We start from the raw sequence: 12,866 nt of genomic DNA, 5'->3' as shown, positions 1-12,866 counted from the left end.
GCGACACTCTATCTTCTGGCGGCAGATGGATATGCTATCGACCAAAATCACTTACCTGACCGGCGTAGGGCCGAAGCGGGCGGAAGTACTGAAAGAGGAAATAGAAGTACGTACCTATCTGGATCTTCTTCATTATTTTCCCTTTCGCTATGTCGATAGGAGTCGGTTTTATGCCATACGGGAGATACGCTCCGATATGCCCTATATCCAGCTGCGCGGTGTCCTTCGCAACTTCTCCGAGGTGGGCGAAGGACGGCGCAAGCGGCTGACGGCTACCTTCTCAGACGGTACGGGAAGCATAGAGCTGGTTTGGTTCAAGGGGATCAAGTACATACGCGACAAGCTACAGGAAGGACGGCGATATATTGTTTTCGGCAAGCCTGCTTTCTTCGCTTCCGGCTATAACATAGCACATCCCGAAATAGATGCGGAGGAGAAGGCAGAGCAGGTAGCCGGCGGACTGACTCCGATTTATCACACCACAGAGCGCATGAAGAGTATGGGGCTGGGCAGCAAACAACTCCAGCAACTCCTGTACATACTCCTCAATCAGGTATCGGCTACACTGACGGAGACACTGCCGCCTTACATCCTTTCTTCTTATGGATTCGTTTCCTATCAGGAGGCCATCAGACAGATTCATTTCCCTCAGGGGGTGGCACAGCTGGAAGCTGCCCGCACAAGACTCAAGTTCGAAGAGCTGTTCTATGTACAACTGCATCTGATCGGCAGCAAGCTGGAACGCAAGGCTCGCTTTCAGGGAATTGTTTTTGCCCAAGTAGGAGCCTTGTTCAATAGATTCTACAAGGAGCATCTGCCTTTCGAAATGACCGGCGCACAGAAAAGGGTGGTACGGGAGATCCGGCAAGATACTCTCAGCGGACATCAAATGAACCGGCTGGTGCAGGGCGATGTGGGTAGCGGTAAAACTTTGGTAGCCTTGCTATCCATGCTGTTGGCTCTGGACAATGGCTGTCAGGCTTGCCTGATGGCTCCGACCGAAATTCTCGCCAGACAGCATCATCATACCCTGTCCGAGCTGCTGCGACCGCTTGGCGTAGAGGTCGGCTTGCTCATCGGAAGCTGTACTGCACGTCAGCGAGAACGCTTGCTCCCGTGTCTGGCCGATGGCTCGATCTCCATCGTCGTCGGCACGCATGCCCTATTGGAGCAGGGAGTAGTCTTTCACCGTTTGGGAATGGCCGTCATAGACGAGCAGCACCGATTTGGTGTACAGCAGCGAGCACGTCTGTGGGAAAAGAACCTCGACACTCTGCCCCATATTCTGATTATGAGTGCCACCCCCATACCGCGTACCTTGGCCATGACGTTGTACGGCGATCTGGATATTTCCATCATCGACGAATTGCCTCCCGGCCGTAAGCCCATACAGACGCTCCACCACTTCGACAACGATATGGCACCGGTCTTTCGTTTCCTGCGATCTCAGCTTGCTGCCGGCCGGCAGGTGTATGTGGTGTATCCGATGATCGAGGGATCGGAGACGACCGATTTGAAAAATCTTGAGGATGGCTTCGAGCTGTTCTCTTCCATTTTCCCCGATGAGGGTGTGACGATGGTACACGGCAAGATGAAAGCCAAGGAAAAGGAGGCGCGTATGGCAGACTTCGTCAGCGGTCGCTCCCGTATCCTGTTGGCTACGACGGTTATCGAAGTCGGTGTGAATGTCCCCAATGCTACAGTGATGGTGGTGGAGAATGCCGATCGCTTCGGCCTGTCGCAGCTGCACCAGCTCAGAGGACGTGTAGGCCGCGGTGGAGAGCAGAGCTATTGCATCCTGATCACAGGAACGAAAACGGGAGAGGATTCGCGCCGGCGTATTCAGGTGATGGTGGAGACGAACGATGGATTCGAAATAGCAGAGGAAGATATGCGCCTTCGTGGTTTCGGCGACTTGGAGGGTACGCGCCAGAGCGGTCGTCAGATCAGCCTTCGGATAGCCAATCCTGCACGAGATACGGAGCTGATAGCCCTCTCCCGAAGTATAGCGGAGCGACTACTGGAGCGCGACCCCGAACTTCGCCACCCTGACAATCAAATGCTCGCTCTTCGTCTGAATAAACTCTTCCCCAAGGAGGAAGACTGGAGCGTCATAAGTTAATGGAGAGAAAAGAATCGATGGACTACAATAATATAGCGGAAGCATTGCAGACATTCCGAACAGAGAAGGCATACCGGCATGCCCCTTTCCGTTCGTGCTTTTTCGATATGGACGGAGTGCTGTTCGATTCCATGCCCGCACATGCACGCAGTTGGGTGGAGGCTGCCGGAGAATACGGTATCGCTGCGGAGCCACTGGATTTCTATCGCTGGGAAGGGCAGAAGGGTAGCGATACCATCAAGATCCTGTTCGAACGGGGATACGGACGGCAGCCGACAGAAAAAGAAATAGCCGATATGTACGGACGCAAGAGCCAACTCTTCGCTTTGTATAACTCGGGAAACGTGATCGACGGTGCTCCGGCTCTGGTGTCGGATGTCTGTAGACAGGGCTTGCGTATCATGCTGGTGACGGGTTCGTCCCAGACCGATATATTGCAGCGTTTGCAAAGAGGTTATGGCGACAGCTTCGGGCCTGCGAATATGGTGACAGGTGCCGATGTACACCGTGGAAAACCTCATCCGGAACCTTATCTCAAAGCGTTGGAATGTGTGGGGATGTCGCCTTCCGAGGCTTTTGTGGTAGAGAATGCTCCGCTGGGAGTTCGTGCAGCTGTCGATGCCGGTATCTTTACCATTGCGGTAAATACAGGTTGCTTGCCCGATGCCGATTTGTGGGATGCCGGTGCATCACTTGTCCTTCCCTCTATGGCTGTGCTTCGCTCGCTATTGGGAGCATTGCTTGCCGAATCTCGGACCTCTATGGCCTGATTTTTTTCTTTGATTTTACACTCCACATTGGTCTCTTTTTGCCCCATGAGCGGTCGCCATCGACAGGAGTGGGAACGGCTTGTGCTGAGGCTTGGTGAATCGATCAGAAGAATCCGGAAAGGATTACAATGTTCGTTCCAATGCCTTGCGCGGACGCAACTGCTATGATTTCATAACTTTGATTCCCAAAATGGTATAAAATTGTTTTCGATGGCTAATAATACTCTTTTGGCGAGGACTCGGCGTTCTGTCTGCCTTGTCATTTTTTGTTGTCTTGTGGCAATGTTGCGCCTTACTGCACAGGAGGTAGCAGTGTGGGGAGACAAGCATGGTGTGGCACCCGATCAGGCACATCGAACTTTGGTGAAAATAGTACTGAGCGAACCTCTGCCGCCGAATGCCAAACAGATCCGAATCAGTTACTCCTTTCCACAAGATACAAAGGACAAAGTCACTGCCCTGTATCTCCTTGTGAGTGATTCTTTGGCAGTACGCGATCTGCCGGACTATAAAGGGCGAGTCTCCTACGATAGCTTCCCGATCTCAAAGGAAGATTGCTTCATGATTCTTTCTGTCGATTCTGTTGCCGGCCGCCGTTCCTTTTATCTGGCTGCGGATATAGGGCCTGTCACTTCCTTTTCCCGATCCGACACACTGACTGCCCGTGTACAAGAGGTGGCTGTCGATGGCCGTCCTTTGCCGTTGAAAGAGCTGTCGCCTGCCTCCCGTAGGCTGTATAGGGGGTATGAGGCTCTCTTTGTGCCCGGAGATGGCGGATCGCGCAACTACCGTATTCCGGCTATTTTGAAAACTTCCCAAGAGACGCTCATCGCCATGGCTGACAGACGCAAGTATAATCAGACGGATCTACCGGAGGATATAGATATAGTCATGCGGCGCAGTACGGACGGAGGGAGATCGTGGAGCGATCCACGAATCATCGTACAGGGAGAGGGCCGCAATCATGGCTTTGGCGATGTAGCTCTCGTACAGACCAAGGCCGGAAAGCTCCTGATGATCTTCGTCGGCGGAGTAGGACTCTGGCAGTCCACCCCCGATCGTCCCCAACGAACTTATGTGTCGGAGAGTTGGGACGAAGGCCTCACCTGGTCTCCTCCTCGGGATATAACCCATTTCATCTTCGGCAAGGATTGTGCCGATCCGGGACGCAGTCGCTGGTTGGCTTCCTTCTGTGCATCGGGACAAGGGCTTTTGCTGCCATCCGGTCGTATTATGTTTGTAGCCGCCATCCGCGAATCAGGGCAGGAGTACGTCCTGAACAACTATGTCCTCTATAGCGACGACGAGGGCACCACTTGGCACCTGTCCGACTGTGCGTACCGCCGAGGCGATGAGGCAAAGCTCTCATTGATGCCCGATGGCAGGGTACTGATGAGCGTACGCAATCAGGGACGGCAGGAGAGCCGACAGCGTTTCTTCGCTCTCTCCTCCGACGATGGCCTTACTTGGGAGAGAACCAAGCAGTTCGAGAGTATCCATGACCCCGGCTGTAATGGCGCCATGCTTCAGTTGAAATGGAATGGTAGGGATCAAATGCTGCACTCTCTGCCTCTCGGCCCGGATGGACGTCGCGACGGAGCTGTCTATCTCTTCGATCACGCCTCCGTTCGCTGGTCTACCCCCGTAGTCGTCAATTCGGGATCGAGTGCCTACTCGGATATGACTCTACTGGCAGATGGAACAATCGGCTATTTCGTCGAAGAAGACGATGAGATCTCATTGGTTTTCATTCGGTTTGCCCTGGACGATCTCTTTGATGCCGGACTATGAGAATGGTGCATTTTTTATCGAGTTTTTCTTAGGGCTGCCATTGGAGGACAGCTCTACTATCGAGTCAATATCCATCAACCGCTATCCCACCGATACGAGCCAAAAAACCTCTGATTGTGGCGCGTCTTTTCTGAAGAAGGTGGTGCCGGAATTTTTTCGTTTTGGTTCGAGATTTTTTTACTTCTCGCGCCAAAGTGAAAAAGTTTACGCGCCACGTTTTCCCAGACTGCAAACGCAAAAAATCCGGCGCGTAAACCAATCGGCTGTGAGATGATGCCTGCTACACTTTTCGGCGGATTGATTTTTCCATCGTCATCGTCTTGTGGTGTTCGTATAAGGCTATGAATGTTGCACGGTGTGTCTGTTGTACCTATAATAATTTATCTTTGCGGTATATCAAATTATGCAAGACTCATGATAATACGGTGTCTTATCGGTCGGCCGAGAACCATCCTGTTCGGATTGATATTCGCGGCAAGTCTTTCTTATGCAACGGCACAAGAGAAAAAGGATACTCTCTCTACGGCTCAGCCTGTGCCCAATATCAGCAAGGTGGAGCAGACGCCCCTCCTCTCCGTTGATCACCCCGTCCTGCCTGCTTCTTTTCATAATCCTCGTCCGCTGCAAGGAATTCGGGACAGACATCTTTCCGATGCTTTGCTCAATGGATTGAAGCCTCATCGCTCATCTTTGCGATTGAACGATGAGCTCGACTTCACGGCAGAACGCCGGGATTTCGTATCCCCCCTCTTGCAAACTCGCCACGCTGCCGGTGTCTTTTCTTGGCGACCGACCGACCGGATGCGTTTTTATACATCCGGCAATATCGGTCTTGGTCATGATTTATTGACCGGTGTACGCAAGGACTTTGGATGGAATGCCGGTGCCGATTTTTTGCTGAGTCAAAATCTTACGGCGCATATTCAAGGCGGTTGGCAGCAGAACTTCGGTTTTATGCCTATGAGGACTGTCTGTGGTCAATTCCGCTGGCAAGCCACCGATAGGTTGAGTTTTACCACCGGTGTCGATTATCGACAGGTGCAGTGGAATGCTTTCGATAATAGAACGCTCTCGCTCGGGGGCACTGCTCGATACGAATTGATAGACAATGTCTTTATCAATGGATTCGGCACTTATCCTCTCTACAGTAGTACGCGCTCAGGACTCAATATGGCGGTGCCGATGCATGGATTCGGCCCTCAGTACGGTGGTTCGATCGAGCTGAAGGTCTCCGAACGATTCGGTTTTGCCGTCGGGGCAGAGCGCGAATACAATATCTGGACTCGCCGGTGGGAAACGCATTACTTTGCTTATCCCGTATTCTATGGTGATAAGAAGTAGTAATATACAATCAATACAGTGCTTTGTGATGAAAAAAGAAAAACTTTGGATTACGATCGTCGCCGGATTGGCTTTCGTATTGGGCCTTTATGCTCTTGGCCGCAGTGTCGCTCAGCTACGTCGCTCTCAGCCTTCGGTGACTGTGACCGGTATGGCCGAGCGTAATTTTAAATCCGATCTGATCGTTTGGAGTGCTTCGTACCAGCTCCAGATGATGGATATCGAATCGGCCTACAAGGCTTTGAAGGAAAAACAGATATTGGTGGCAGACTATTTGAAAAGCAAGCAGCTGCCGGATTCGTCTTATATCTTCTCAAGCGTAGCCATCTCTAAAGAATACAACTATTATTACGATCCGCGGCAGGAACAAAACGTCAGGACCTTTGCCGGATATCTGCTCAGCCAGACAGCTACGGTGACCTCACAGGACATCGAACATGTGGAGAAAATATCTCGCGATATAACGGAGCTGATCAATCAGGGGGTAGAGATTACCTCCAACCATCCGGCCTATTACTACACCAAGCTCAATGATCTGAAGGTAGAGATGCTGCGCAATGCTTCCGAAGACGCTTTCAATCGTGCTTCGGTCATTGCCGAAGGGAGCGGTTCTTCCGTAGGCAAGATGCTATCTTCTTCGATGGGTGTGTTCCAGATAGTGGGACTCAACTCGAACGAAGATTACAGCTGGGGCGGTTCGTTCAATACATCTTCCAAGATGAAGACAGCGAGCATAACGGTTAAGGCTTCTTTCGCTTTGAGGTGAGCTTTATTCCCCGTCCACATCATTCAATTATATTCCATAAAAAATGAAGCATATCGTATCTATTGACCAGTGTTCGGCCGAGGATATTCTTCGCATTCTCGATCGGGCAGAGCTATTCGAAAAGAATCCTAATCGGCACCTTTTGGAAGGTAAGGTCGTAGCCACTCTCTTCTTTGAGCCTTCGACCCGTACACGCCTGAGCTTTGAGACGGCTGTGAACCGTCTCGGAGGCCGTATCATCGGTTTTTCGGATGCATCCACCTCCAGCTCTACGAAAGGCGAATCGCTCAAGGATACCATTTCCATGGTGGGCAACTATGCCGATCTGATTATTATGCGCCACTATCTGGAAGGGGCGGCTCGTTATGCTTCGGAGGTAAGCCGTGTGCCGGTAGTCAATGCCGGCGATGGAGCCAACCAGCATCCTTCACAGACTTTGCTCGATCTCTATTCGATTCGCAAGACGCAGGGCACTCTCTACGATACGACCATAGCTATGGTAGGTGACCTTAAGTACGGGCGCACCATCCACTCCCTGATAGAGGGTATGTCGCACTTCCGTCCTCGCTTTATCTTCGTTGCTCCCGAAGAGCTGTCTCTTCCTGAAGAATACAAGCAGTTTTGTCGAGAGCATGATCTGCCTTATATGGAAACCAAACATTTCGACGAGGAGGTGATCAATAACTGCGATATTCTCTATATGACGCGTGTACAACGCGAGCGATTCACGGATATGGAGGAATATGAACGGGTCAAAGATGTCTATGTGCTGACCAACGATATGCTATCCGACAGCCGTCCGAATCTGCGCGTACTGCATCCACTTCCTCGTGTGGGGGAGATTGCCTACGATGTGGATGACAATCCTAAGGCCTACTTTATCCGGCAAGCACTGAACGGACTTTATACGAGGCAGTCCATTATTTGTGAAGTGCTCGGCATAGACGTTGCAAACTAAGCAGATATTGTGATGAAAAAGGAAGAAATGCTCGTCGCCGCGATTAGAAACGGCATCGTTATAGACCATATCCCCCCGACAAAGTTGTTCAAAGTGGCTACGCTCTTGCAGCTGGATGATTTGGACAAGCGGATCACCATCGGCAACAATCTGCGCAGTCGGAGCCATGGGTCGAAGGGGGTTATCAAGATAGAGGATAAAACGTTCGACGAGGAGGAATTGAACCGTATCGCCCTTATTGCCCCGAATGTACGTCTGAACATTATTCGGGACTATGAAGTTGTAGAAAAACGTCAGGTGGAAGTGCCACAGGAGGTGGTAGGCCTTGTCCGTTGTCCGAATCCGAAGTGTATTACGAACAACGAACTGATGCAAACCCGATTCCGTGTGATCGATGCCGAACAGTGTACGCTCCGATGCGACTATTGTGAGCGAAAGCTCTCCAATGAACGTATCGAACTGCTATAGTTCGCGTAACTTTTCCAAGAACAAAACAATGAGACAAGATTGGAAACCCGGCACACTTATCTATCCGCTACCGGCCATATTGGTGAGTTGCGGCTCTCGGCCGGAGGATTATAATTTGCTTACGGCCAGTTGGGTGGGGACGATATGCAGCCAGCCACCTATGTGCTATGTCAGTATTCGTCCGGAACGTCACTCCCATGCTCTCGTCAAGGAAAGTGGCGAGTTCGGTCTGAACCTGACTACGGTCGGCATGGCCAGACAGACGGACTGGTGCGGTGTTCGTTCGGGCAAGGACTATGACAAGTTTGCCGAGACAGGCCTTACCGTGGAACCTGCCAAGCTGATCAAAGCTCCTCTGGTGGCCGAATCGCCGGTCAGCATAGAGTGCAAGGTACGACAGATCATTCCACTCGGTAGCCATGACATGTTTATGGCCGATGTGGTCAATGTGCGTGCCGACCAACAATATATCGACCCGGAGACAGGTTCTTTCGATATGGAGAAAGCAAACCTGCTGGCATATTCGCATGGCGAATACTTCTCGCTTGGGGACTTTCTCGGCTATTTCGGCTGGTCGGTCAAGAAAGACAAAACGCCTGTCAGACGTCGTAAGTAGCACATTCTGATAAACCTAATAGTAACGTAAACATAGAATGAATATGAAAAAAGGAACAGTAATCATCATTGCCATTATTGCAGTTTTTGTACTGCTATTTAGCTGGGGTGTGGTCAAATACAACAGTTTTGTGGACAAGCAGGAAGCCGTCAATACGGCTTGGAGTCAAGTGGAAAACCAGTACCAACGTCGTTTGGACTTGATCCCGAATCTCGTAGAGACCGTCAAAGGCTATGCCGCTCACGAGAGCGAAACGCTTACTGCCGTGATCGAAGCACGTAGCAAAGCCACTGCTACCAATATCAATGCCGACAATCTGACGGAAGAGAACTTGGCCAAGTTTCAGCAGTCGCAGGATCAGCTATCGAGTGCCTTGTCCCGTTTGATGGTCGTAGTAGAGCGTTACCCCGATCTCAAGGCTAACCAGAACTTCCGCGATCTGCAAGTGCAACTTGAGGGTACGGAAAACAGAATCACGGTAGCACGTCAGGACTTCAATGCCATAGCCAAGACATATAACGTGGCTGTGCGCAGATTCCCGGCCAATATCATTGCCGGTATGATGAACTTCGATCAGCGTCCCTATTTCAAGGCTGATGAAGGTGCAGAGAAGGCTCCTCAAGTAAAATTCTAATCCTCTTTTTCGCTCTTGCGAATGATGCGTTCGTCAAAGATCAGGTTACGGAGCCTTGCAGAGTGGCCTTTTTTCCTAATGGCCTTTTTCTTCTTTCTGATGCATTCCAGTGTATCGGCACAGCGGGTATATAAGCCGGAGGATGTACCCAACGTCCAACTTGCCGATAGCACTCGGCTCGTGACGGACGAAGCGGGTTTGCTCAGCAATGCCCAGGAGGAGGTCATGAACGGACGGCTACGAGCCATCCGCAGCAGTTATGCCGTCGAGTTTGCCGTCGTTACTCTCCCGTCTATCGGTGATGCTCCATTGGAGGATTTTACCTTGAAGCTGGCGCGTCAATGGGGAGTCGGTAATAAAAAGAACAACAACGGCCTTTTGCTCGTACTCGTGCTGGATCAGCGACGGGTACGCTTCGAGACGGGCTATGGTCTGGAAGGTTATTTGCCCGATGGTTTGCTGAGCCGTATCATACATGATCGCATGATCCCTCATTTTCGATCGGGGAACTATGCCGAAGGTTTATCCGAGGGAGTTGTTGCTGTTCAGCAGGTGTTGGACGGATCTTATGATGTGAAGCCTGACGGTGGAGATCGGTCTGCTGTTTCCAATATGAGCTGGGGTACCATATTTATATTCTATTGCGTCTTTATGCTCCTCGCTTCGGCTTCGGTACTCTATCAGCTGACTTCATATCGCAGGCAATATCCACGAGCAACGGCAGTGGAGGAATATGAATTTCTTCGCAGGCGAATATCGATGCTGGGATGCGTCTTTTTACTGCTTTTCCCTCCGGGATTTATTGTGGTGATGGCCATCGTCAAATCACGACAGAACAAACTGAAGAAAGAGATGGCTCTGTGTCCACGCTGCCATCAGCATTCGGTACATCTGCTTGATCAAAGTTTGGAAGAAGATCGTTATCTCAGTCCCTCTCAGCAGATGGAGCATAAACTTAAGAGTCGGGATTTCAGAGTCTATGCCTGCTCTTCCTGCGACCATGCGCAGGTAATAGGCTACGATCGTCCGGCTACCTCCTACAAGCGTTGTCCTAACTGCGGAACGGTTGCCCTGCGCTATATGGGAGAAAAGCGTGTGCGTACGGACAGGGGCATGATGATTCGCAAGGAATGGCGCTGTCTGTACTGCGGAGAGAATCATACCCAACAGTACCGAGACAATAATGATGCCGAAGTTGCTGCTGCAGGTATCCTGCTGGGTTCGCTGCTTGGTCGTGGAGGCCGCAGCGGCGGTTTCGGAGGCGGCTTTGGCGGCGGTGGCTTCGGTGGTGGCAGCTTTGGTGGAGGTGGAGCCTCTGGTGGCTGGTAATTTAACTATGTTGATGGCTGGAAGTATCAGGAAAATTGTCGGTGCTGTGGTATCACTGTGGTTTGCAGTGGTTCCCGTTCTTGCACAACATGATTATCAGTTTGATTTCGAAGGCAAGGAGGTAAAGGAACCTACCGAAGAAGAGCAGATCGCTCGGGGGGATAAACTCAAGGTCTATACGTTGAATCCCAATACGGGTGATCTCTTGCGCTCTCCCATCGATACGGCTATGCTCGGTTTCTACAATCGAGTGAAAGCCGAGGGACGTTCGCTTGCCATCGGTTATTTGGGCAATCTGAACTCTCCGTGGGAGAGCAAAATGTTCTTCGATCGTCCGCTCTATCATCCGCAGTTCATGTATATGTACGGGCTTCACGGTATGTTGATAGATCCTTTTACAGCCCGATTCTACGATACCAAGAGTCCTACTACTCAGGTGCTCTATCTCCGGCATGGCGACAATCAGACGCGAGAGGAAGAGCTGCGTTCTACTTTGGCTTTGAATATAGGCAAGCGAATCAACATCGGTAACGATGTGGATTATATCTACAGCAACGGTTTCTACAACTCCAACAAGACGAAAGCCATCTCTTACCGCTTTTTCGGTAGCTACCGTTCCGATCGCTACGAGGCGTATGCTTATGTGGGCAATAATTACTATCTGATGACAGAGAACGGAGGGATTACGAATGATGACTACGTAATCCATCCGGGTAACTTTGCCAATGGGACGAACGAATTCGTATCCACGGATATTCCGGTGAAGTTTCCCGGCAATAATATGTTCAATTCGCTTCGGCAAGGAACGGCTCGTCTGACCCATCGCTACAACCTCGGTTTCTATCGTGAGGGACAGACCGAGTATTATGATGGCAATGAATTCGAGGCTCCCCATTTGATCGATACGATGGTATTCGTGCCCGTGGGCAGTATCTCCCATACTTTCAATTATACTAAGAGTCGCCGCCGTTTCAAGGTCAAAAGCCCTTTGGACAGTACCGTCTATCCCAATCTTTTCATCAAACGACTGAACGATGCCGGAGAAGTGATCGTGCTGCCGAACGATACCACGCGAATGGAAGAATACCACAATACGGTGGCACTTTCTTTGCGGGAAGGTTTCCATCGCTGGGCTAAGTTCGGCCTGACGGCTTATGTCAGATTGGAGAATCGGTTTTATACGCTACAAGATTCAGTAGTCGGTGTACCCCCTACGGACAGGGAGTTCAGCACTTATATCGGGGGAGAGATCAGCCGACGAGGGGGGAAATATCTCAACTTTGCAGCCGATGGAGAGCTGTCGGTTGTCGGGAGCGATGCCGGAGCATTCAAACTCAGAGGACGATTGAGTACAGCGTTCGATCTCCTTCGTCGGAAGACGGAAATGGAAGCTTGGGGGCAACTTCTCAATACTCGTCCGGGCTACTTTCTGCGTCATCATCATGGTACTGTGCACTGGTGGGACGAATCGTTCGATTTCATCCAGCAACTCAGATTGGGTGGCTCTCTTCGTCTGAAGGACTGGGGTACGACCTTGACGTTGCAATCCGCTACGCTCAAGAACTATATATATTTCGACCATACGGCTTTCCCCCAACAGGTCTCTTCTCCTATACAAGTCCTGGAAGGGCGGATAGCACATGCCTACCGATGGGGTGCTTTGCGATGGGAAGTGGAAGCGGCTTATCAAACAAGTAGCAACCGTACGGCTTTGCCTTTACCGAAGCTGGCGGCTTATGGCAATCTCTATTTGGACTTCCGTCTGCCGAGCAGTACCAAGGTGATGCGTATACAGACGGGAGTGGATGCTCGCATTCATTCCTCCTACTATGCTCCGTATTATGAACCCGCCGTACAGCAATTCACCACGCAACAAGAGATAAAGGTGGGAGGGTCTTTCCCTCTGATGAATGCTTATGTGAATATCCACCTCAAGCGCTCACGTTTCTTCTTTGAAATGTACAATCTGGCTGAGGCTTTCATCGATAGCAAGCGTTTCTCTTTGGTGCATACGCCGTACAACCCTCGTGGTCTGCGTATGGGTATTGCCATCGACTTCAATAAATAAATG

At 50.9% G+C, this 12,866-nt stretch carries 13 protein-coding genes; 12 read left to right on the top strand and 1 reads right to left on the bottom strand.

Annotation, left to right across the window (positions count from 1 at the left end; genetic code table 11):
- Positions 1 to 25 precede the first annotated feature (25 nt).
- From recG to HQ49_RS05920, 3 genes are all read left to right on the top strand, one after another.
- A complete protein-coding gene (gene recG / locus HQ49_RS05930; protein ID WP_039418900.1) occupies positions 26 to 2,122 on the top strand; it encodes an ATP-dependent DNA helicase RecG in 2,097 nt (698 codons plus the stop codon).
- Entirely contained in the window at positions 2,122 to 2,892 is a 771-nt protein-coding gene (locus HQ49_RS05925; RefSeq protein WP_018964290.1) for an HAD family hydrolase, read from the top strand. Before recG ends, HQ49_RS05925 begins: the two co-directional genes overlap by 1 nt.
- Before the next feature lie 282 nt (positions 2,893 to 3,174).
- Positions 3,175 to 4,683 carry a sialidase family protein gene (locus tag HQ49_RS05920; protein WP_039418899.1) on the top strand — a complete coding sequence of 503 codons (1,509 nt, stop codon included), beginning with the start codon at positions 3,175 to 3,177 and terminating at the stop codon, positions 4,681 to 4,683.
- A gap of 64 nt (positions 4,684 to 4,747) precedes the next feature.
- On the opposite strand, the gene HQ49_RS10770 is transcribed toward HQ49_RS05920, so the two are convergent.
- Positions 4,748 to 4,876: a DUF1661 domain-containing protein gene (locus HQ49_RS10770; RefSeq protein WP_230587845.1), complete on the bottom strand. Its 129-nt coding sequence runs from the start codon at positions 4,874 to 4,876 to the stop codon at positions 4,748 to 4,750.
- Between HQ49_RS10770 and HQ49_RS12705 the strand changes: the two genes are divergently transcribed.
- The 9 genes from HQ49_RS12705 (at position 4,845) to HQ49_RS05875 (ending at position 12,863) form a co-directional block, all read left to right on the top strand.
- On the top strand, positions 4,845 to 4,937 hold the full coding sequence (locus tag HQ49_RS12705; protein WP_394331895.1) for a DUF1661 domain-containing protein: 93 nt from the start codon (positions 4,845 to 4,847) through the stop codon (positions 4,935 to 4,937). The genes HQ49_RS10770 and HQ49_RS12705 overlap by 32 nt on opposite strands.
- Positions 4,938 to 5,097: 160 nt before the next feature.
- Positions 5,098 to 6,024, top strand: coding sequence for a porin family protein (locus HQ49_RS05910; protein ID WP_018964293.1), 927 nt, complete (start codon positions 5,098 to 5,100; stop codon positions 6,022 to 6,024).
- 28 nt (positions 6,025 to 6,052) lie between these two features.
- Entirely contained in the window at positions 6,053 to 6,790 is a 738-nt protein-coding gene (locus tag HQ49_RS05905; protein ID WP_039418897.1) for an SIMPL domain-containing protein, read from the top strand.
- Between the two features lie 43 nt (positions 6,791 to 6,833).
- Positions 6,834 to 7,748 (top strand): aspartate carbamoyltransferase, encoded by a 915-nt coding sequence (pyrB, locus tag HQ49_RS05900; RefSeq protein ID WP_018964295.1) that lies wholly within the window; start codon positions 6,834 to 6,836, stop codon positions 7,746 to 7,748.
- 12 nt (positions 7,749 to 7,760) lie between these two features.
- A complete protein-coding gene (pyrI, locus tag HQ49_RS05895) occupies positions 7,761 to 8,216 on the top strand; it encodes an aspartate carbamoyltransferase regulatory subunit (RefSeq protein WP_039418896.1) in 456 nt (151 codons plus the stop codon).
- Between the two features lie 28 nt (positions 8,217 to 8,244).
- A complete protein-coding gene (locus HQ49_RS05890; RefSeq protein ID WP_018964297.1) occupies positions 8,245 to 8,832 on the top strand; it encodes a flavin reductase family protein in 588 nt (195 codons plus the stop codon).
- Positions 8,833 to 8,869: 37 nt separating this feature from the next.
- Positions 8,870 to 9,466 (top strand): LemA family protein, encoded by a 597-nt coding sequence (locus HQ49_RS05885; RefSeq protein WP_018964298.1) that lies wholly within the window; start codon positions 8,870 to 8,872, stop codon positions 9,464 to 9,466.
- A gap of 78 nt (positions 9,467 to 9,544) precedes the next feature.
- Complete coding sequence (locus HQ49_RS05880) at positions 9,545 to 10,795, top strand: TPM domain-containing protein (RefSeq protein WP_235290073.1); 1,251 nt, start codon at positions 9,545 to 9,547, stop codon at positions 10,793 to 10,795.
- A gap of 7 nt (positions 10,796 to 10,802) precedes the next feature.
- Positions 10,803 to 12,863 carry a putative porin gene (locus tag HQ49_RS05875; RefSeq protein ID WP_039418895.1) on the top strand — a complete coding sequence of 687 codons (2,061 nt, stop codon included), beginning with the start codon at positions 10,803 to 10,805 and terminating at the stop codon, positions 12,861 to 12,863.
- The last annotated feature ends 3 nt before the right edge of the window (positions 12,864 to 12,866 follow it).

The organism is Porphyromonas gulae (assembly GCF_000765945.1).
In the GTDB taxonomy this organism is placed as follows: Bacteria; Bacteroidota; Bacteroidia; order Bacteroidales; family Porphyromonadaceae; genus Porphyromonas; species Porphyromonas gulae.
Note: the sequence above shows the minus strand (reverse complement) of the source record. Positions and strands in the feature narration are given on the sequence as shown.